The sequence below is a fragment of the Pseudomonas saliphila genome, from assembly GCF_008638345.1.
Classification (GTDB): Bacteria; Pseudomonadota; Gammaproteobacteria; order Pseudomonadales; family Pseudomonadaceae; genus Halopseudomonas; species Halopseudomonas saliphila.
This window is the reverse complement of the sequence record NZ_VTVA01000002.1, coordinates 288,095-307,793: the sequence shown is the minus strand read 5'-3', so window position 1 is coordinate 307,793 and position 19,699 is coordinate 288,095. Positions and strand designations below refer to the sequence as shown.

Here is a 19,699-nt window from a genome sequence, read left to right as displayed (position 1 = left end):
GCTAGACGATAGGACACTGCGGATCAGCCAACGGCATTTCTCCCCCATTCCGATCAGGGTATTCTGTGACTGAGTTCGAATAAAAACATGTTCCGAGGCGCACCGATGCAAGCTCTGCAATCTCCCCATATATTCTTCCGCCGTGTGATCTTTGAGGTAACGGCCACCGAATGCCAGGTCGCGATGGAGGATGAGCACCATTACTTCCTGATCAATGTTGGGCACGATGGCGAGCGCATCACCTCGGTTGACAGCACATCCCGCCGCACCCCATGGACCATCTGCCCACAGGCCGCGGCCAAGCTGCAGGAGTTCGTTGGTCAACCACTGCGTCAACGCATCGCCGTCAACCTGGCGGATATTGATGGTAAACAGCAATGCACCCACCAGTACGACCTGCTGATGGTTGCGCTCTCCCAGGCGCGACGCCCTGGGCGACGCGAGTACATAGCGAAAGTGATTGGCGCCATGCACGAGCATCGGCGTGCGGAGCTGTGGCTCGACGGTGAGAAATTATTGGATTGGCGATTGCGCGGCACGCTCATCGATAGCACCGATCAGCTCGACCAAAAAGACCTGCGCAACATCCTGCCCTGGGCGGAAGATACACTCGATGATCAAACCCTCGAAGCGCTATACGTCCAACGACGTGCAGTTATGGTCGCAACAAGCAAGGGATTTGATCTGGACCAGATCCGGGATGCGGGCCAGGTATTGAAAGCACGTTCCGGAGCCTGTTTTGTGTTCCAGCCTGAGCGGGCTGCCAGCGCGGTGCGGGTGATCGGAAGTACGCGGGATGACGTGCATCAGGCTGGGGATTTGTTGGTTGGGTGGGGTGAGCCGGTGGCAGGGGCTGAGCGCTAATATAAGCGCCCTGGCGGTAGGTCGGGTTCAGTTCGTGCCAGTGAAAGCCTATCGCTCTGAAGCCGGTAATGCTTGCCTGTCTTCCTCACTAACCACTTCATCCCCAGGAATGTGCCACTCGTCTCCAGCGACAAGACGTTTGATGAGCGTTCGATCATAGTGTCATGACTATCAGGAGGATGATTGATGGAACATCGGTTGAAGGGATTCACACTAATTGAGTTAATGATCACTGTGGCAATCGCCGCCATCTTGATCAGCATAGCGGTACCCTCATTTCGAAATCTCATTATCAATTCCCGCCTTGATACCATTGCTGCTGAGCTGGCTGAGTCCATCAGCCTCGCACGGTCTGAAGCGCTCTCTCGAAATCGCCCCGTATTGCTTTGCCAGGTTGATGAAGCTGACCGCGAAAAGTGCGCTGCAGGTGGAGACTGGTTGCACTGGGCCGTTCTGGATAATTCGATGGATGCCGGAAAAAAGGTTCTTAGGATAGGAAGAATTAACACCTTTGGAGGCACGGTTAAGGTTAAATCCGATTTGGCGAGCCAGACCGCGGTTTTTGCGGGAGATGGGCTGGCCCGAACCAATAACACCCTAATTGACGAGGCTGTAATTACGGTTTGCGCCACGAGTGGATCTGGGGAAAAAAAGCGAACGGTTAGTTTTGGAGCGGCAGGCCGGGTGTCTGTAACCCGTGTGGCGGGGGTGTGTCCATGATTATTGGCCAACGGTTCACTGCGCGACGCCTGCAAGGTGGGATCAGTCTTATCGAGATATTGATTACCGTACTGGTGCTCGCTATCGGATTACTTGGTCTTGCCGGCTTGCAGCTGACGTCTTTGCGAAATAATCAGAACGCGATGGAGCGCTCGGTGGCAGTTGTACAAAGTTACTCCATTATTGAGGCGATTCGTGCAGATGCCGACTCTGCGAAAAGTGGTCGCTTCAACGTGGAACTGGGCAGCGCTCCCAGCGGAAGTACCTTTCCGGCGCAAGCACTCATCTCATGGCGGGAACAGTTGGCACTGAACCTCGGCGAGACTGCGGCGGGCTCAGTCGCCTGCAGCAGTACTGGCTGCACGGTAACGGTGCAATGGGAAGATCCTCGTGCGTTCGATGGAAGTGGAAAGCAGAAGATAGTGACCGAGGTAAGGTTATGAGAAAAGCTATAAGCCAAATAATCCTGGTGGGGCGTCTCCGAGAGCAAGGGCTCGCATTAATCGAACTGATGATTTCTTTAGTGCTAGGGCTAGTTATAATCGGCGCTGTAACCGGGATTATGCTGTCCAATATGCAGAGCTTTAGAACTACAAAAGGATTGTCTCAAATTCAAGATAGCTTGCGAGTCGGTTATGAACTGCTGGCAAGGGATATCCGGCAGGCTGGAAACGTACCTTGTGGAAAGGATATTGACCTGGTCAATATTCTTATGCCGGCAAACACGGAGGGTGAAACCCCCTGGCAGTATGATTTTGCTGACGGAATACACGGGGTGGCCGCCGATAAGGTGCTTAATGGTGTCGATAACCGGGTTGATGGCACAGAGGCTCTGATACTTGTCTCAGGTGTAGTCGGAAATATATATATGGCGACATATGATGACGATAATAGCTCTGCTAACTTCACGGTTGGTACCGCTGATGGGGATCCGCATGGGCTGCAAGATGGAGAGATATTGCTGGTTTGTAACGCAAAGCAAGGCACCATATTTCAAATGACAAACGGAAGTGGTCAAGGTTCTGGAACAATTGTTGCAAATACAGGTGATAAGCAGGAGCCTGGAAACTGCACTAAAGGGTTGGGTCCGATTATTCCGGGAAATAACGATAATCAGCCGTGCGATATAAATGGTAATAGAGGGCCGTATGGGCCGAATACGGTTGTCGCTAAGTTTGAATCAGTGGCCTGGTATATTGGAGACACAGGTCGTGCAGGTGAGGGCGGGCGTTCTTTGTTTATGGCAAGACTAGATTCGACCGGTAATAGTTTGACGCAAATAGAAATAGCTACCGGTGTGATTGACGTGAACTTGAGGTACAGGCTTGTCGATACATCCAGCTTCGTCAATGCAGGTGAAGTCACGAACTGGGCCGATGTGAATGCAGTAGAGGTCTCGTTGAAGCTGGCGACTCTGGATAGGAATATTTCTACCGATGCTAGCGAGAATGACGGGCGTCTCTCCCGAGAATTGACCAGTGTCATTGCAATCAGGAATCGCTCGCTATGAAAAGACATCAACAATCTGGCGCGGCGTTACTGATCGCCCTGATTATGCTATTAATTTCTACAACAATCGGGCTTGCAGCGATTCGGGGTGCCACTTTAAGCGAAAAAATGACAGGTAACCTCTACGATCGCTCGCTCGCTTACCAGGCTGCTGAATCGGCGTTGAGAGCGGGAGAAGCGGCGCTGGAGTCGGGAGCCGCGACGCCAATTGATTGTGTTATCGTAGATCCCTCCACTTTCAATCCTGCCACTCATGGTTGCCCACCCACACCGCGCAATACCTTTGAACCGAATAGTAATTCAGGGTGGAATAATGTTGGCAGCAGCTACCTAGTAAATACTGATTTGATGGCAGGTAGCCCTCAGTACTATGTAGAAAAAATGGGCGAGATCGGGGGAACCGACGAATTTGGCCTCGCGGACAGCGCAAATTGCGCAAACTACGCTGGTTGTGATGAAACGCCGCCTAGCGCTGAACTCTATCGTATTACTGGCCGTAGCACGGTAAGAGGCGATGATGGTCGCTCCGTCGTGGCTCTGCAAATAACTGTTAAGCAAAACCTGTGAACCGGAAAGGAAACTGGACTATGGACAGCCGCCGCCTTCGCTCGACCTTGTCGGGCTTTACCCCTTTTGCATTGAGCTTGGTTCTGTCCACTGGGACCGCCACGGCTGCCGTTGGCATCGATCAGCAACCACTCCTTGTGGCCAAGCCGGTGCCAGGGAACATGGCGATAATCGGTTCGTTCGAATTCCCAACAATGGTTTCGAAAGCCAACAACGGTGCACCTGGACAAAAAATAGATACGAGCTACAGCTCGAGTGACGAATACGTGGGCTACTTCGATAGCAAAAAATGCTATGAGTATGTCTATGATCAAAATGAAGAGAATAGACACTTTAAGCCTGTAAACTGGAGCGGCAGTGACTGTCAAGGTCTTTACTGGAGCGGTCATTTCCTTAACTGGTCTACAAGCCAAGCTATCGATGTGTTCCGAAGCGTCCTGACAGGTGGTCATCGAGCTCGTGATACAGATGGAGAGACTTGGCTAGAAAAAGGCTGGGATACAGGGCAAGGAAGTGATGAAAACTTTCCGGATAGCCAGATAAACTCAAATAAGGATTTAATAAAAAAACTAACTCCACTCCCATTTGCAACGTTGACTGCTAGTGTCAAGCGCCTGGGAAATAAGCTGTATTTTATCAGCGGAAATGTATGGGGCGGTGATAAGGTTGATTATAATCCTAGTGAGCATAAAAACTATACCGTGCATAACGGTGACTCAAGCAAGGGAGGTTGGAGTGGCCACGCCGAAAAGGAATATATTGCAACTGTCCGTGTAAAAGTTTGTGTCAAGGGGCTAGAAGAGCTGAATTGCAACGAGTATGGAGGAAATAGTAAGCCTGAGGGACTTATTCAGGAATATTCGGACAGCATGCGTTTTAGCCATTTTTCTTATCTCGGAGATGGCGAGGGCGCTTTCAATGAGTTTGAAGGCGTAGGTATGCGCGCCCGTATGAAATATGTTGGCCCGAAGCGCCTGAATGAAGATAATATTTGGGAAGCGAACCCAAATAGAGAATGGAATGATGACGGTGTGTTTGACCAAAATCCAGACCCCGTTGATGCACAGAATTCTATAGGGACCGTAGTTTCTAGCGGAGTTATTAACACTATTAATAACGCAGGCATGATAGTGGATGATGCGCGCTACAAGAAATATGATACGGTCAGTGAACTTTACTACTTGGCGTACAGGTATCTTAAAAAACTTTCTTCCCCTACAAATTATGGCAGCATTGAAAGTAGCTCTAATGTGGGTGTCTTGGTTGACGGTCTTCCTGTGATAAGGGATTGGCATCCAGACAGGGATGGCTTCTCCGATCCTGTCCAGTTTTCATGCCAAAAGAACTTCGCACTTGGAATTGGAGATACCAATACCCATTATGATAGGACGCTGCCAGGCGGTAGTGGCAGTGGAAAAGGGACCCCGCCTTCCGATGATGATGTGAATGTTGAGACAGAATTGACCAGAATTGTTTCGCTCCAAAATAAAGAGAATGGTGGATTCGCTTTGCATGGTGATCTGGTTAATGGTCATAGATCGGCATATATTGCTGCGTTAGCCTATAACGCTAATACTCAGGATTTGCGGTCTGATATAGATGGTAAGCAAACAATGTCTACCTATTGGATCGATATTCAGGAGTATGGGAAGCTGAAAGGGAAGAGTGCGAACCAGTATTGGCTGGCGGCTAAGTACGGTGGCTTGAAGGTTCCAGAGGACTATGATCCCGCGACTCGAAGTGCTGTGTTGCCTTTGGAGTGGTGGTATACAAATGGGGGGACCCTATCCCCTAATGAATCTGATACTGTCAGCATGCAAAAACCTGACAATTTCTATACGGTAAACAAGGCTGCGGATCTGGTGGCCAGTCTCACTCAAGCCTTTTCGGATATTCAGAGTGAGCGACAAGGGAACCGCTCTTCTCTTGCGTTGAACTCGACGGTGCTGAAGGAGGGCGCAGCTACCTTCCAGGCTGAGTACACTAGCGGCTCTTGGACCGGAAATCTAAACGCGTACATCATTGATGCAGATACAGGTGAAGTGAATCTGACTCCTGCTTGGAGTGCTGCCAGTCAATTGCCTTCACACGACGCGCGTTCTATAAGGGTTGGGACTGGGACTGAAATGATGAATTTCATTTCCACCAACACAACGCTCCCCGCAACAATAAAAGATGCGCTGAGGAACGCCGCTGGAGTCGACGCGAATCGCACGGCGGATTTGATTAATTATCTTCGCGGTGACAGTAGCAATGAAAACAAGGGGAACGGTTTTCGCATTAGACAGGGAGTTCTCGGGGATATCGTAAATTCGCAACCCGTATATGTGGGCGCCCCTAGTACGACGTTATTCAGAAATCGCACTTTTAATGGTTCTGAAGAATATGCATCTTGGGCAGCGGGCAAATCTGACAGGGACGCGGTCGTATATGTAGGATCTAACGATGGCATGTTGCATGGTTTTGACGCCTCAGTTGGAGAGGATGCTAGCGGGAAGGAAGTTTTCGCCTATATCCCTCATACGGTCGTTCAGAATGGCTTAGGCGTGCTCGCGCGAAACGATTATGAACACCGTTATTTTGTCGACGGTGAGTTGACTGTCGCAGATGCCTACGATGGCACCAACTGGCGTACGGTCTTGATAGGGACCTTGGGAGCGGGTGGGGTTGATCAGGAAGGCGAGACTAATAACGCGGTTTTTGCGCTTGATATTACCGATCCGGCTAACGTCCAATTTATGTGGGAAAAGGACTCTACCGATATCCCGGCGCTCGGTGTTAATTCTGGGAGACCAGTGATAGCGCAGGTCGCTAATGGAAAATGGGCCGTTCTTCTTGGAAATGGTCCTAATAGTGAAAGCGGTATAGCGAATCTAATCTCTGTCGGTTTGTTTGATGGGGCACCTCAATCCTTTGCAGTTTCCGCAGCCACCGAAAACGGGTTATCGGGCGTGCGAGCATGGGACAGTGATGGAGATGGATTCACTGACACCGTTTATGCGGGTGACTGGCAGGGCAACCTGTGGAAGATCGGTGCAGTTGGCACCGATAGCCCCACGGCAACATCGTTATTCACCGCAGCGAGTATAAATCCTAGCGGAGCCATCCAGCCGATCACTGCTATGCCGCTCGTTGGCCGCTCGCCCTACAACCAGCAGTTGTGGTTATTTTTTGGAACCGGTAGTTACGTCAATACGGGTGATCTGAGTGACTTCACTGTGCAGTCCTGGTATGGCGTAAAGGACACTGGCATATCGGTTGATCGAGATGACCTTCTTGAGCGCAAGATCCTGGCGGACGTTCCTGTTGGTAACGGCCTTACAGCTCGGGTAATCGAAGAGGGCGCCCGGGAGGATCTCAATGATAAAGCTGGATGGTTTATAGACCTGATTGTCGGCTCTGATGCTTTAGGCGAAAGAATGGTAACGCCGAACCAGTTCCAAGGTAGCGCGTTGATTGGTAACACTCGAATCCCTGATGCTAGCGATCCTTGTGCTCCCTCAGGGCGAGGTGTCATCATGGCGATCGATCCTTTTACTGGCGCGAGGCTGGTCGATACCTATTTTGATCTGAATGGGGACTCTCTATTCACAGCGGGGGATCTCGTTACGGTCGGAGGGGAAGAGGTGCCTGCCTCTGGGGTGGGTCTTGATACTGGTTTCAGTAACCCTTCATTCCTTGATGAGGAAATGCTAATTCCAACTGACGATGGAAAGATCCGGCAGATTGATATCAATCCGTTTTCGACGGGTGCCGGCCGCACCTCTTGGCGTGAACTGATTAACACAGGACAGTGAGAAGAATTATGCGCAAGGGAAACGGTTCAAGCGTCAGGAAGCAGGTTGGCTTTACGCTGATCGAAGTAATGATTGTGGTAGTGATCATCGGTATATTGGCGGCTATCGCTTATCCGTCTTACGTTAACCATGTGACGAGAACATACCGTGAGGCAGCAAAAGCCTGTATGTCGGAATATGCGCAATTTATGGAGCGGTACTACAGCACGAACCTGACATACGATATAGATGCAGGTGCCGTGCCCGCCCTAAACTGCTCTAGCGCAAGTAATCTCGATACTCGGTATACCATTAGCTTGGATAATTTGGCGCAACGCAGCTATACGGTCGTTGCCGAACCTATCAACGTACAACTCGCAAATGACACCACTTGTGGCGAGCTCCGCTTGTCCCATACCGGTGATAAGTCTGCAACATCTGTTGATGCGTGCTGGTAGCCATTTGGATCAGATGAGTCTCGCCAGATTCTACTGAAAGCAGCCGATTCTAAAGTCGGCTGATTCGGAACCCCCGCGGATCCACGGTCGATTCATCGACCGGCCGCGGGTCTTACCGTTCTCGTCGCGATAGCTCGTGCCATAATCCATCGGCTCCCCGCCTGCTTTCGCCGCAACCCTGATCCCCGACCATTCAGCTAACCAATCCACCCCCTCCCTCATTGGCACTATCACCCCCGCTTGGATAGTCTCAAGCCATAACAAAACCGAGCCAGCGTGCTTACGCCGTGAACAAATGATCATTAATGGAGGTGACATTGGCTACTGTCCTGTTGTCTGCGCAAGGTGCTGCTGTGGAGCTGCCCGATCCCGAGTCGGTGCGTTTTGAGCCTTTGCAGTTGATGGAAGGTTTCCCGCCGCCTGCGGATAAACAAGTCACGATGGCCGGGTTTATGCGGCCGTATCCCAATCCCCGGTGGAGCTTTCACCATGCGCGGGAGCTGTTTCCGTCCCGGCGTGTGGCTCGTGGTAATGAAGGTGTATCTGCGTTGCTACGCGCTGATGGTCTGGAGCAGAAGATTGGCGAGCTGACCTTCGTCGGGCCGGATGGCGAGCCGATGAGCTTTGTCCAATATCTGGATTCAACCTATGTCGATGGCGTGCTGATCATGCAGCACGGCAAGGTCATCTTTGAGCAATATGAGGCGGGAGTGCCTGCGGATGAGCCGCATATTCTCTGGTCTGTGACCAAGTCGGTAGTGGGGCTGCTGGCCACGCAGTTGATCGAGGAGGGCGCGCTGGACCCCAACGCGCTGGTTACCCGCTATCTGCCGGAGTTGGAGGACAGCGGCTGGCGCGGGGCGACAGTGCAGCAGGTGCTGAACATGACGGCGGATATCGATTACAGCGAGGTCTACGCTGATCGTACCTCCGATGTCGCCAGATATTCCCGTGCCGCGGGCATGAGCCCGGTACACCCGGATTATGCCGGTGCGCGAGATCTGTATAGCTATCTGCCGACCATCGGCCCTGGGGTGGATGAGCACGGCAATGCGTTTCGTTATCGCACCACACATACGGAGACGCTGGGTTGGATTCTCCGGCGAGTGACCGGTTTGTCCACCGCGGCGCTGATTGAACAGCGTATCTGGAGCAAGCTGGGTGCCGAGCAGGACGGTTATATGCTGCTGGATCCGAAGGGTGCCGAATGGGCGGGCGCGGGTTTCAACGTGACGCTGCGTGATCTGGCGCGCTTTGCCGAGATGGTGCGTCTAAACGGAGAGTTCAACGGCCAGCAGATAGTGAGTCCCGCTGTGGTACAGACGCTCCGCGAAGGTGGCGACCGTGAGGCATTCAAGGCAGCCGGACGGGATTTTCAGCCGGGTTATTCCTATCGCAACCAGTGGTGGATCAGCCATAACAAGGATGGCGCCTATGAGGCGCTGGGTGTGCATGGGCAGATGATCCACATCAACCCGGCGGTCGGAATGGTGATGGTGCGGTTATCGTCGCACCCGGTGGCGACCAGTGCGCAGACAATGCCGGTGACTATCCCTGCGATGGAGGCGTTGGCGGATCTGTTACGCATAAACGCGGGCTGATACGTGTCGTGTTATCGCAATTCGGAGGGCCGAAGCCCTTCGAACAATCCCTTTACTGCGTCGTTTGACCACGGCTAACTCGCCAGGTCGCATGCGGCAAAATAACGTATAGTTGTCTCTCGTTTTCTGGCTCTATTTTGACGTGATCTTTTCCCCCAATATTGTCAGAATCCTTCTGGCAACGCTCTAGAACGGTACAGGTTGATCAAGGATGTGTGCGGATACTGGGTTCAGGTCCGACGCATTCTGATTGTTGGTCGTGTTCCCTACATCCAATCGGAGCTTATGTATGCGGTCGATGTTGCACTGCAAGCGGACACTACGAGTACGCCCCTACAAAACCCGTGGTTTTACCTTGATTGAGCTGATGGTTGTCATAGCGATCGTCGGGATTCTCGCGGCTATCGCTTTGCCGTCGTATCAGGGTTACATCAAGAAGAGTCGCGCCAAGACGGCGGCCGCGGATCTCGTATCGCTGGCCGCAGTGGTTGAGGGCCGCTTTCAGCGGTCGCTCGCCTATCCGGCAGCGGATATCACGGGTACCCCAGCGCTCAAGGCGGCATTCAGTCAGTGGCGTCCTGCCCAGTCTGAGCATTTCACCCATGCGTTCATTGCTAGCACTCCTTATCGGCTGACTGCGACCGGTAGCGGTGCAATGCAAGGCTGCATCCTGACCCTGGACGGGGAGAACCAGCGCTCTGCTACGTCAGAGTGTGGCTTTGCATCATGGTAATGAGGCGCTGCAGACTGCAGAGCGGTGTGACCTTGGTCGAGCTGGCCGTGGTGCTGTTGATCATCGCATTACTGGCCCTGGCGGCCACGCCGCTCACTTCCTCCTGGACGACCAATGCGGATTTGCATACCGCAGGCGGTCAGATCAACCAGGCGTTCAGTCATGCCAAGGCGGCGGCTCTGCGCAACGCGTTAGGTGCTATTGGCGATGCGCCGGCAGCCCGTATTGCCTATGACACTGCTGACCGACAGCTGAAGGTGTGCAAAACCGCTTCTGGGGTCTGCGATGAGACCCTATGGCGAGCCACGCTGCCGGCAGGGGTGGAGTTGAGCCTGACGGGGGCAAGCTTTCCTATTGAGCTGAACAATCGTGGGCAGCACGCCACGGGCTTCACTGCACGCCTGTCCAAGGGAGGTGAGACGGATGTACACCCATTCCATTAATGCGTCGGCGGTAAAACAGCGGCTGCGTCAGCAGGGAGTTTCGCTCATCGAGGCGCTAGTCAGCGTTCTGCTGGTGGGCATCACTGGCGCGGGTCTGGTGGCCGTCACCTCACAAGTACTCTCCACACAGCGCTATGCCACGACCGAGAATCAGGTACTGCTGGGCCTGCGCGAAGCGCTGCTTGAAGACCCTGGCGTGACGTCAATCAACGTGGCCGGAAGCACTATCGGTTTCAACCGTGAGCCGCAGACGCTGCAGCTCACGGTGCGTATGGGGAGCGTGGAAAAGACAGTGAACCTTGAGACGAATACGCTGGTAGTGACCGATGACCCTGATGGGCTGATTGGCGGTGATGGGGGATTTCAACTTGGGTATTAAGCCTGCAGGTGGGCAATGGCCGGTGCGGCAAGAGGGTGCTTCCCTTGTCAGCTTGATGGTCGGAATGCTCATTTCCCTCATCGCGGTAATGGGCATGGTGGCGCTGTATCGCACCGTGGTGCACGCAACGGCGGAGTCCGGGAGTTACGCCCGGATGACGGGTGACCGTTCGGCAGCTGTATTGACGGCACATATGCAGTTGCAGGAGGCGGGATTCGGGATCGAGAACGCCAGTCTGGCAACAGACTTGGCGTTCTGCACGGCTAACCTGACGCAAGGACAACTGGCAGTTGGCAATTGCTCCAGCGACCGCAGCGGTGATCTGCTGTTATGGCGCACTCAGTCAGTCGGCGAGCGCTGTGCAGGGCTGTATATCAATGCCGCTGGGGAATTGGAATATCTGCAACCTCGTCCCTGCGCAGGGGCAGTGCTTTCAGGCTCCTGGCCTTCCCAGGAGCGGGTCAGTTTGTATGCCAAGAGCCTGGAAGGTGCGGTTTTTGACTCGATGGAAATAATAGAAGAAAGCTGCCAGGCGCTAGGTGTCACCGGCGCTGGGGCTCTCAAGGTCAATCTGGTGGCCCATCATCCCGTGGCAGAAGAATACGATGCCACAGACGCCAGCACTTTCCTGCTGATCAACAGCAGCACCTGTCTGATCAATTTCCGGTGAAACCAATAACGTGAAACCAATTCCTTCGGCCAAAAAAGAACACGGCATCGCGACGATACTCACCGTGGTGTTGATTGGCTTGTCCCTTGCTGCCGCCACCCTGGTGGGTGTTTCGCATTTGCGCTCAAGCCAGGAGCTCAGCACCAGCCTGCACGCGCAGACCATGGCGCAGAAAAGAGCGTGGTTGGCGGCCGATGCGTTCGGCGACTTTCTAACTCAGGTCATTCAGGGGCAAGATGATTGGCAGGCTTTCGACGAGGCCGCCAAAACGCAGCCCGACTCCTTGCAGATCGAAGGTCTGGACGGGGTGGCGCTACGCCTCGCCAACTATGACGACAGCCTGCCCGCTGCTCATGCATTGACTCTTCATATCACCGCCACGGCAGCACCCGATTCACGTGCCACGGCGTCAACGACGCTGGAGGTGGTGTATCTGATAACGCCGCCAGGCATGAGTGAGGGGGAGGGGCCGCAATCGGACCGTCGGGCCATTCAGTTTCGAGACGGTCTGAATATCAGTGGTGATTTGAAGGTGTTAACCCTGCCCGGCGAAAGCTACCAGATCACCGTGGACGGCGATGTGAATCTGGGGGGCTTGTCCGCTGGCGGCATCGATGTGATCCGTTCGACCAAGTCGATCCGTTTTGTCGGCGGCTCCTCGACTGATTTCAGAGAGATGCATGCCAATTGCGATGTTGAGGTCCGCAACGGTGCTTTTACTGTGAACACGGTTAAGGCAACGCGAAACGTGTGTCTGGCCAATACCATCAACAGTCAGTCCATTACTGCAAACGGGTCGGTTGAGGTCACGGGCGGTACCCATGGGGATATTCGTGCCCTCGCCAACAAACCGGCGGGTGTTGCCGAGTGCAGTACCGGGGCAGCGCAGTTGTGCTCTATCAGTCCCTCATTCGGGGTGCGAACACATCCCTCACCTCGTATCGGCAATATCTACTCGAAGAATCACGTGGAGTTCAATAGCAGCGTGAACGTAGGGCGCGTTCAGGCGGAGGGCAATCTGCTTATCAACGGTTGTTCGCCTGAATGGTCCTCCGCTACGTACGGCGGCAGCTTTGGTAATAATCCCAGTTGCAGTCGCTCGGCCACGCGTTCGGCCCAACCGGTTCTGCTGGACCCGGTCCTGCCTGTGGAAGTGGAACCGGAAGTTTTCGATGCCAATGTGCTGCGTGACGTGGCGCATTACATTTACTCGCTCAGGAATGGTGTAGTGCGAGTTAAAGTGCAGGGCGTGGACGGGATACGGGATTCTGCGGATGAGCTGAATTCGCAGGAGGTCCGCCAAAACGGTTACTTCTACCGCACTGCCAATATCATCGATCCCGGCAATCCTGGCTGGACAAGCCGTGAAGTCGCCGGTTATGCCTGCATCAATAACAATGCTCCGTCGCGCCGGGACGAAACTGACGGACATTGTCTGGCTCAATTGGGTCGGGCGAACAACAATTCGACGCCGGTCCCTGAGTTTGGCCGTGACAACGCATGGCATTTCAATGGACTCAGCCATGCGCCGGGCATCGTCCTGGCCGAGGGTGATGTCGAGATCGGCAGCGGCACTTACACCAATACTTTCATTAGCACCGGCAACATACATGTGACGACTGCCGGTGGCGCAGTCTTCGCTCCAAACTACGCGGGACGCGACGGCGTTACCGTTGAGGGCCATACGGCCATGGGGGTGTGCAACAACGCCGTCTATTCATTTATGCCGGAAGGCTTCTGCAATGCGGGCGGCTACGACCATCGGGCATTTGGCGGCATCGGTAATTATGCGTTACTTGCTGGCAGTTGCCCGTCTGGCAGCGTGGATGGTTGTGCGAAGAATCTGTATGCGGGAGGCGATATCCGTGTTGAGAAGTCGGTATACGGAGCAACCAAGGCGGGCAACCTGTTCAGCAGTTCGGGTAACGCGAAGTTGTACGGCTACGTCTCCTCGCTGGCCCAGCGCAATAACGGTACGACCATCAATATTATGGGTGCCAGCACGACCATCAACCTTCAGGTCCCGGTTGAACTGCAGGAGCGTTATGATCCGGCCGGAGGTGCAATCATCGGCAGCGATGGCGGCAGTGGTGGAACGCCTGGCGAAGGGACGCCGGGCAGTGTTGAGTTGCGCTGGGGACGCTATTTGTAGGAGGCCGGACCAGGCAAATATTGCGGAGAGTTCAGGTCTTAATGCGGGTAACGCTGCTATGCCGAGCGCGCTCGCTCTGCATAGCAATGCTGACAAGACTGAGGATCAAGGAGCCTGTATTTCGGTCTTGGTACCGTCTTTGTCTTCGAATTTCAGACTGATACCGGTCGCTTCCTTCGGCGCTGCGGGGGCTTCGATCACGGTGGTGTTGCTAGTGCTGCTCTTGTTACCCAGGGCACCTGTGTAATAAAGCACGCCCGCGCCCGCAATCAATACACCGACGACAATAATCGCCACGATTGCCACATTGTTGTTACCTTCAGCCGTAGCCATGTACATCTCCATTTTTATCATGATCTCGCAGCGGGATTTCTATCCCGCTTGCGCTCAAGTGCGCGAGTATGCCCTGTTAAGGTGCTGGTCGTTATGTTTATTAAGTGGGTGCGTGAGAAAGGTTTTCTGGTTAGTCAGGGCCAGATGAACATTGCATGACCTTTAACGAAATCAGCCGACCCCTGGGTCGGCTGATATCCACGGACTCATGGACGCTTGATTACTCGGCCAGCACAACCCGCCAGACTGTATTCGACAGGTCATCCGCCACAATAAGCGCACCCCGCGGATCCACGGTCACGCCAACGGGTCGGCCGCGCGTTTTGCCGTCGTCATCGCGAAAGCCCGTGACGAAATCAATCGGTTCACCGGACGGGCGTCCATCACTGAAGGGCACAAAGATGACTTTGTAGCCGACGGGGTCCTTGCGGTTCCAGCTGCCATGTTCGCCAATGAACACGCCTTCGGCAAATTCCTGGCCCATCACCTCTGACGAGAAATCCAGACCGAGCGCAGCCACGTGCGATCCCAGGCTGTAGTCAGGCGTAATCGTCGCGGCGACCTTGTCCGGATCCTGCGGGCGCACCCGTGTGTCGACATTCTGGCCCCAGTAGCTGTAGGGCCAACCGTAAAATCCGTCTTCCTGCACAGACGTCAGGTAGTCCGGCACGAGGTCCGGTCCGAGTTCGTCCCGCTCATTCACTACTGCCCAGAGCTCATCGGTTCCCGGCTGGATGGCGAGCGCGGTCGGATTGCGCAGGCCGGTGGCATAGGGCTTGTAGAGGCCAGTTTCGGCATCGATCTGCCAGACCATCGCTCGATCGACCTCTGCTTCCATTCCACGTTCGGTGATATTGCTGTTGGAGCCTATGCCAACGTATAGGAAACGTCCGTCGGGACTGATGGTCATCGCCTTGGTCCAGTGATGATTGATCTCGGAGGGCAGATCCGTGATCTTTTCAGGTGGACCGCTGGCCGTGGTCTGACCTTCTTCATAATCGAAGCGCACCAGCGCGTCCTGGTTGGCGACATAGAGGTTGCCGTCGTAGAACGCCAGACCATAGGGCGCGTTAAGGTTGTCTGCGAATATGCCCTGTTCTTCATAAACACCATCCCCATTGCTGTCTCGCAGCAATGTCAGGCGATTGCCACTCTCCACCGACGTATTGCCCTTGGCCTTGATATAGCCGGCGATGACGTCTTTGGGTTTAAGTTTGGCTGCGTTACCTCCGCGGCCTTCGGCCACCAGAATATCGCCGTTGGGCAGAACCAGCGTCTGTCGCGGAATCTGCAGTTCTGTGGCAATAGCCGATACCGTGAATCCGTCCGGCACAGTCGGTTGCCTGTCACCCCATTGCTCTGGTTCGGCAATCTCCATGCTGGGCAGCAGACCGCGCTGCGGTTCCGGTAGCTGTGGGTCCGGGCCATACAGCTCGGCTGCCTCCTGCGGATCACCGCCACATGCGCTCAACAGTAATGTCATCAGACTCAGCGATAGCACTCTTGGATGATTCATTCTGCGACCTCCGAACGAGTGGTGGTGAGGCCAATCCAGGTGGCAACGCACGCGAGTACAGCGACGATAATTGAAAGAACCAGCCCGGCGGGCATGATCGCCCAGGCATCCTTGGCATGCACCAGGGCGTTGATGAAACCCAGAATCCAGGTCGCGACCAGCAGAAGAAGATAGATCAGGGATCTGCTCCCGCGTCCGCCGGCGCGAAACAGGCCAAGTAGTGCGCATAAAAGCGCCAGACCGTTGAACACCAGGCCACCAGCGATTAGCCAGGAAGCGAAGTTGCTCCACTGGATCTGAAAGGTATTGAAATAGGCGACGTCACTTAAAAGCGCGCCTAGATAAAGAGGAACGGTACCGGCGAGTAGGGTGGCGTGCAGCGGGTTCGGCGAGTGGTGATAGGTGCGGTGGGCAGTAACAGTCACGGCGGATTCCTCATTGCTGATTCTAGCGATGCGCTAAAGCGATATTCGGCTTCAGAACACCGCAAAGTTGTACCTGCAAGGACGTCGTACTGCCGGAGTATAGTTCACCGCGACTCGCTGGCCAGGCGGATGCGGTCGCTTTAAAAGGGGCGTTCGAGTGCCATTGGATGACGGCACCCAAACTCAGGTTCAGAGTTGTCTGATCGACTATTCACTCATCTCGTTGGATTTATCCTGGATTTCAGCACAGGCCTTTTTTTGCTCTTCCTGGGACAGACTTTCCCATCTCGCTTCTGCTTCACGCATACCGGTCATATACGCCTGATCGAAGCTGTACTCATCGACGCCGTTCTTCTCCAGCATTTCCTGCTGTTGCGACTTGAGCTCCTCAAGCTGTTGTTCGGAATATCCGCCGCAGGTCGAAGCAGTGAAATGCATTGCTCCACCAAATTTGGCCAGTTGTATGCCTGAGTCGTCGACGGGTGGCTCGTCCTGGGCGTGGCTGACACTCAAGGTGCAGGCCAGAACCAGGCCAGAAAGAAGGGCAAGTCCGGTGGATATGGTGGCTCTGAAGATCGACATGGGCGTTCCTATTGTTGCGGGAGTTGTTGCGGGAGTCAGTAAGCAAAGTTCTTGGACCATGCCGCCGGAGGAATTGCTCACAAGTTTGTGCGAATCAGCTAATGAACCGGGAAGTCTTGATGAGCGATGCTTCCGCCTGCTCTCTGATACCCCCGTAATCAGCTATGCTCCCCTACTGTTAAGCCGTTGCACTGATGGGTTGGGACGATTAGATTGACGCCGGCCATTCGGCCTCACCGGAGAAACAAAAGATGAGCATTGGAAAAGAGTTCAAGACGTTTGTAATGCGGGGCAATGTGATCGACATGGCGGTGGGCATCATTATTGGTGCGGCTTTCGGTAGGGTGGTGTCGTCCTTCGTCGACAACATCGTTATGCCGCCGCTGGGAATGTTGATCGGTGGGGTGGATTTTAGTGATCTGGCTATCGTATTGCGCGAAGCCCGGGGCGAACTGGAAGCGGTCACCATAGGTTACGGTGCTTTCGTCCAGAGTGTGGTTGATTTCCTGATCATTGCAGCGGCGATTTTCGTTGCGATCCGGGTGATGAATAGCCTCAAACGCAAGGAAGAGGAAGCACCTCCAGCGTCTATTGTGCCGAGCAAGGAAGAAGCGCTGTTGACCGATATTCGTGACCTGCTGCAGCAGCAGGCGAACAAACCCCAACTGTAAGGTGAAAGCCCGCTTCTAGCGGGCTACGCACCACCTGACGGGACGGCGAACGGCCCGTCTTTGTCATGGCACTTTGCACCACAGCGAAACCCTGGTGCACCACCCAAGCGCAGCGGCGGCCTAGGGAGGATTCACTTCTCTGCAGAAAAATTACGATAAGTGTTTGATAAATAACATAATTTATAAACTGGCAAGCTTAATGCTATGTACTCCATACCACCTTTCTTCGCACTTTGGATTAAAGCAAACATGGAGTACTACCGGATGATGAAAAAAATTGCCCTTGCCGTTGCTGCTGTCAGCTCGATCGGTTTTGCCAGCCTTTCTCAAGCCGAAGCCTTTGATACCGCCGTGGGTGAGCTGGATGTCAGCATGACCGCCACGCTTGCCACCGATTACATCTGGCGCGGTCAGTCACAGACTGATGGTGCTGGCGCCGTGCAGGGCAGTCTGGATATCGCCCACGAGAGTGGCCTGTATATCGGCGCCTGGGCATCCAACATCGATGGCTCCGAGGAAGGCTTCGACGGCGCGAGTATCGAGATTGATTACTACGTCGGCTTCGGCGGCGCTATCACCGATGACATCAGTTACGACCTGCAGTGGGCTACCTATACCTATCCCGGAAACAGCTCCTGGGATGTTGACGAAATCATCGGCAGCCTCGGGTTCTATGGTTTCAACGCAGGTGTTAAATATGCGTATGAAGTAGATCCCGAGCCGCTCTACTATTTCCTCGATTACGGTTTCAGCCTTCCCTATGACATGGGTCTCGGTCTGCACTACGGTTATGCGGACGCCAACGATAGCGACGTCGATAACTACAGCGACTGGGCAGTGAGTCTGGGTAAGAGCATGCTGGGGCTGGATCTGGCGTTGATGTATTCCAACACGGATATCGATGGCGGCTGCAATGGCAACTGCGACTCGAACGTAACGTTCTCGGTATCCAAGACGCTCTGATTGGAGGCAGCTAACGCGCTGCATTCTCGACTGCATTTACGCCGGCTTCGCTCTCGGGCCGGCGTCTTTTTGTGCGCCGTTCCCAGGTTCTGCTTGCAAGCTCCCCTCCGGCTGGGCAGCCATCCAGTGTCTACCGCGTCGCGGTTATCTGTCCCCGGATTGATCCTGATCAAGCTCTCGGCTTTTGCTTGGAACAGGTTAAGACGCTGGAATGGCTAGCTGCCATACTGCTGTTTCATTCTGCGAACGGTGATGGATGCGCATATGTCGGTCAAAAGGTGGCTTCCCTGGGTCGCAGTAGTAATTGTCGCGGCGTTGGCAATCTGGGCCTGGAACCAATATCGCCCCAGTGGCTTGCCGGCAAACATTGCCAGTGGCAACGGCCGGATCGAAGCGACGGAGATCGATATCGCGACAAAATCCGGTGGTCGCCTTCTGGAAGTGTTGGTGCGCGAAGGCGAGTTTGTCGACGCAGGGGAGATGCTGGCGCAGGTCGATACACAGTCGCTCCAGGCTTCGTTGCGTGAAGCCCAGGCTCAGGTCCAGCAGGCCGAACACGCAAAAAGTGCGGCCGAGGCAATGGTGCTGCAACGTGAGAGTGAAAAAGCGGCTGCCAGAGCCGTGGTGGCCCAGCGACAGACTGAGCTCTCATCTGCTCGGAACCGCTACAAGCGTTCCCAGACGTTGGCCAGTCGTGGCTCGATCTCGGTGCAGCAACTGGAGGATTACCAGGCCGCGGTGGAAGGCAGCGCGGCGGCGTTGAATGCGGCAAAAGCTCAAGAGTCTTCGATGGATGCGGCAATTGCCGCCGCCCGGGCGCAGGTTGTGCAGGCGCAATCGTTGATTGCAGCGGCCGAAGCAACAGTCGCCCGGTTGCAGGTGGAAATAGACGATGCTGATCTGCGCGCGCCCCGCGCCGGGCGCGTGCAGTATCGGGTGGCAGAGCCCGGCGAGGTGCTGGGCGCCGGTGGGCGTGTGCTGAACATGATCGACGTCAGCGACGTGTATATGACCTTTTACCTGCCGACCGCCGCCGCTGGGCGCGTGGCGCTCGGAACGGAAGTACGCCTGGTGCTTGATGCAGCGCCGGACGTCGTGATCCCGGCAAAAATATCCTTTGTTGCCAGCCAGGCCCAGTTCACGCCCAAGACCGTGGAGACCCAAAGCGAGCGGCTGAAGCTGATGTTCCGGGTCAAGGCCAGCATCGATCCCGAACTGCTGAGAAAATATGCCCAGCAAGTGAAGACCGGGTTGCCCGGAATGGCCTATGTACGCCTGGACGAGTCCGAAGAGTGGCCACCCATGCTGCAGATGCGGCAAGTGCAGTAAAGGTGCCC

At 54.6% G+C, this 19,699-nt stretch carries 20 protein-coding genes; 16 read left to right on the top strand and 4 right to left on the bottom strand.

The genetic code is table 11. The features are described 5' to 3' along the window. The first annotated feature begins 105 nt into the window (after positions 1 to 105). The 13 genes from FHK95_RS03400 (at position 106) to FHK95_RS03340 (ending at position 13,872) form a co-directional block, all read left to right on the top strand. The gene (locus FHK95_RS03400) at positions 106 to 864 is read left to right on the top strand and encodes a DUF2889 domain-containing protein (protein WP_178114698.1); all 759 of its coding nucleotides are present in this window, start codon (positions 106 to 108) and stop codon (positions 862 to 864) included. Between the two features lie 186 nt (positions 865 to 1,050). After that, positions 1,051 to 1,584: a GspH/FimT family pseudopilin gene (locus FHK95_RS03395; protein WP_150303193.1), complete on the top strand. Its 534-nt coding sequence runs from the start codon at positions 1,051 to 1,053 to the stop codon at positions 1,582 to 1,584. Next, complete coding sequence (gene pilV, locus FHK95_RS03390) at positions 1,581 to 2,027, top strand: type IV pilus modification protein PilV (protein ID WP_150303192.1); 447 nt, start codon at positions 1,581 to 1,583, stop codon at positions 2,025 to 2,027. Before FHK95_RS03395 ends, pilV begins: the two co-directional genes overlap by 4 nt. Next, positions 2,024 to 3,094: a PilW family protein gene (locus tag FHK95_RS03385; RefSeq protein ID WP_150303191.1), complete on the top strand. Its 1,071-nt coding sequence runs from the start codon at positions 2,024 to 2,026 to the stop codon at positions 3,092 to 3,094. Before pilV ends, FHK95_RS03385 begins: the two co-directional genes overlap by 4 nt. Continuing rightward, positions 3,091 to 3,660: a pilus assembly PilX family protein gene (locus FHK95_RS03380; protein WP_150303190.1), complete on the top strand. Its 570-nt coding sequence runs from the start codon at positions 3,091 to 3,093 to the stop codon at positions 3,658 to 3,660. The genes FHK95_RS03385 and FHK95_RS03380 overlap by 4 nt, the downstream gene beginning before the upstream one ends. Before the next feature lie 20 nt (positions 3,661 to 3,680). Further along, complete coding sequence (locus FHK95_RS03375) at positions 3,681 to 7,457, top strand: pilus assembly protein (protein WP_150303189.1); 3,777 nt, start codon at positions 3,681 to 3,683, stop codon at positions 7,455 to 7,457. Positions 7,458 to 7,465: 8 nt separating this feature from the next. Beyond that, positions 7,466 to 7,894, top strand: a complete 429-nt coding sequence (locus FHK95_RS20190) for a type IV pilin protein (RefSeq protein ID WP_178114697.1) — start codon at positions 7,466 to 7,468, stop codon at positions 7,892 to 7,894. Between the two features lie 317 nt (positions 7,895 to 8,211). Beyond that, positions 8,212 to 9,495: a serine hydrolase domain-containing protein gene (locus FHK95_RS03365; protein WP_178114696.1), complete on the top strand. Its 1,284-nt coding sequence runs from the start codon at positions 8,212 to 8,214 to the stop codon at positions 9,493 to 9,495. 289 nt (positions 9,496 to 9,784) lie between these two features. Beyond that, a complete protein-coding gene (locus FHK95_RS03360; RefSeq protein ID WP_150303186.1) occupies positions 9,785 to 10,228 on the top strand; it encodes a type IV pilin protein in 444 nt (147 codons plus the stop codon). Next, complete coding sequence (locus FHK95_RS03355; RefSeq protein WP_150303185.1) at positions 10,222 to 10,671, top strand: prepilin-type N-terminal cleavage/methylation domain-containing protein; 450 nt, start codon at positions 10,222 to 10,224, stop codon at positions 10,669 to 10,671. The genes FHK95_RS03360 and FHK95_RS03355 overlap by 7 nt, the downstream gene beginning before the upstream one ends. Then, positions 10,652 to 11,050, top strand: a complete 399-nt coding sequence (locus FHK95_RS03350) for a type II secretion system protein (protein ID WP_150303184.1) — start codon at positions 10,652 to 10,654, stop codon at positions 11,048 to 11,050. The genes FHK95_RS03355 and FHK95_RS03350 overlap by 20 nt, the downstream gene beginning before the upstream one ends. A gap of 64 nt (positions 11,051 to 11,114) precedes the next feature. Then, entirely contained in the window at positions 11,115 to 11,720 is a 606-nt protein-coding gene (locus tag FHK95_RS03345; RefSeq protein ID WP_150303183.1) for a hypothetical protein, read from the top strand. A gap of 10 nt (positions 11,721 to 11,730) precedes the next feature. Next, entirely contained in the window at positions 11,731 to 13,872 is a 2,142-nt protein-coding gene (locus tag FHK95_RS03340) for a hypothetical protein (RefSeq protein WP_150303182.1), read from the top strand. Between the two features lie 105 nt (positions 13,873 to 13,977). Here FHK95_RS03340 and FHK95_RS03335 read toward each other — a convergent pair whose 3' ends face one another. From FHK95_RS03335 to FHK95_RS03320, 4 genes are all read right to left on the bottom strand, one after another. Next, entirely contained in the window at positions 13,978 to 14,205 is a 228-nt protein-coding gene (locus FHK95_RS03335) for a hypothetical protein (protein WP_150303181.1), read from the bottom strand. A gap of 220 nt (positions 14,206 to 14,425) precedes the next feature. Then, positions 14,426 to 15,721, bottom strand: coding sequence for a PQQ-dependent sugar dehydrogenase (locus FHK95_RS03330; RefSeq protein ID WP_150303180.1), 1,296 nt, complete (start codon positions 15,719 to 15,721; stop codon positions 14,426 to 14,428). After that, positions 15,718 to 16,146, bottom strand: a complete 429-nt coding sequence (locus tag FHK95_RS03325) for a DUF2231 domain-containing protein (RefSeq protein WP_150303179.1) — start codon at positions 16,144 to 16,146, stop codon at positions 15,718 to 15,720. The genes FHK95_RS03330 and FHK95_RS03325 overlap by 4 nt, the downstream gene beginning before the upstream one ends. Positions 16,147 to 16,353: 207 nt before the next feature. Continuing rightward, positions 16,354 to 16,728 (bottom strand): hypothetical protein, encoded by a 375-nt coding sequence (locus tag FHK95_RS03320; RefSeq protein WP_150303178.1) that lies wholly within the window; start codon positions 16,726 to 16,728, stop codon positions 16,354 to 16,356. A 251-nt stretch (positions 16,729 to 16,979) separates the two neighbouring features. Between FHK95_RS03320 and mscL the strand changes: the two genes are divergently transcribed. From mscL to FHK95_RS03305, 3 genes are all read left to right on the top strand, one after another. Beyond that, positions 16,980 to 17,399, top strand: a complete 420-nt coding sequence (gene mscL / locus FHK95_RS03315; RefSeq protein ID WP_150303177.1) for a large-conductance mechanosensitive channel protein MscL — start codon at positions 16,980 to 16,982, stop codon at positions 17,397 to 17,399. 264 nt (positions 17,400 to 17,663) lie between these two features. Beyond that, entirely contained in the window at positions 17,664 to 18,362 is a 699-nt protein-coding gene (locus tag FHK95_RS03310) for a TorF family putative porin (RefSeq protein ID WP_178114694.1), read from the top strand. A gap of 264 nt (positions 18,363 to 18,626) precedes the next feature. Next, positions 18,627 to 19,691, top strand: coding sequence for an HlyD family secretion protein (locus FHK95_RS03305; protein WP_206668525.1), 1,065 nt, complete (start codon positions 18,627 to 18,629; stop codon positions 19,689 to 19,691). Positions 19,692 to 19,699: the final 8 nt, after the last annotated feature.

Excerpts from the sequence above, each read along its gene's own strand:
- FHK95_RS03400 (WP_178114698.1), top strand. The coding sequence starts at position 106 with ATGCAAGCTCTGCAATCTCCCCATATATTCTTCCGCCGTGTGATCTTT.
- FHK95_RS03395 (WP_150303193.1), top strand. The coding sequence starts at position 1,051 with ATGGAACATCGGTTGAAGGGATTCACACTAATTGAGTTAATGATCACT.
- pilV (WP_150303192.1), top strand. The coding sequence starts at position 1,581 with ATGATTATTGGCCAACGGTTCACTGCGCGACGCCTGCAAGGTGGGATC.
- FHK95_RS03385 (WP_150303191.1), top strand. The coding sequence starts at position 2,024 with ATGAGAAAAGCTATAAGCCAAATAATCCTGGTGGGGCGTCTCCGAGAG.
- FHK95_RS03380 (WP_150303190.1), top strand. The coding sequence starts at position 3,091 with ATGAAAAGACATCAACAATCTGGCGCGGCGTTACTGATCGCCCTGATT.
- FHK95_RS03375 (WP_150303189.1), top strand. The coding sequence starts at position 3,681 with ATGGACAGCCGCCGCCTTCGCTCGACCTTGTCGGGCTTTACCCCTTTT.
- FHK95_RS20190 (WP_178114697.1), top strand. The coding sequence starts at position 7,466 with ATGCGCAAGGGAAACGGTTCAAGCGTCAGGAAGCAGGTTGGCTTTACG.
- FHK95_RS03360 (WP_150303186.1), top strand. The coding sequence starts at position 9,785 with ATGCGGTCGATGTTGCACTGCAAGCGGACACTACGAGTACGCCCCTAC.
- FHK95_RS03355 (WP_150303185.1), top strand. The coding sequence starts at position 10,222 with ATGGTAATGAGGCGCTGCAGACTGCAGAGCGGTGTGACCTTGGTCGAG.
- FHK95_RS03350 (WP_150303184.1), top strand. The coding sequence starts at position 10,652 with ATGTACACCCATTCCATTAATGCGTCGGCGGTAAAACAGCGGCTGCGT.
- FHK95_RS03345 (WP_150303183.1), top strand. The coding sequence starts at position 11,115 with ATGCTCATTTCCCTCATCGCGGTAATGGGCATGGTGGCGCTGTATCGC.
- FHK95_RS03335 (WP_150303181.1), bottom strand. The coding sequence starts at position 14,205 with ATGGCTACGGCTGAAGGTAACAACAATGTGGCAATCGTGGCGATTATT.
- FHK95_RS03330 (WP_150303180.1), bottom strand. The coding sequence starts at position 15,721 with ATGAATCATCCAAGAGTGCTATCGCTGAGTCTGATGACATTACTGTTG.
- FHK95_RS03320 (WP_150303178.1), bottom strand. The coding sequence starts at position 16,728 with ATGTCGATCTTCAGAGCCACCATATCCACCGGACTTGCCCTTCTTTCT.
- mscL (WP_150303177.1), top strand. The coding sequence starts at position 16,980 with ATGAGCATTGGAAAAGAGTTCAAGACGTTTGTAATGCGGGGCAATGTG.
- FHK95_RS03310 (WP_178114694.1), top strand. The coding sequence starts at position 17,664 with ATGATGAAAAAAATTGCCCTTGCCGTTGCTGCTGTCAGCTCGATCGGT.
- FHK95_RS03305 (WP_206668525.1), top strand. The coding sequence starts at position 18,627 with ATGTCGGTCAAAAGGTGGCTTCCCTGGGTCGCAGTAGTAATTGTCGCG.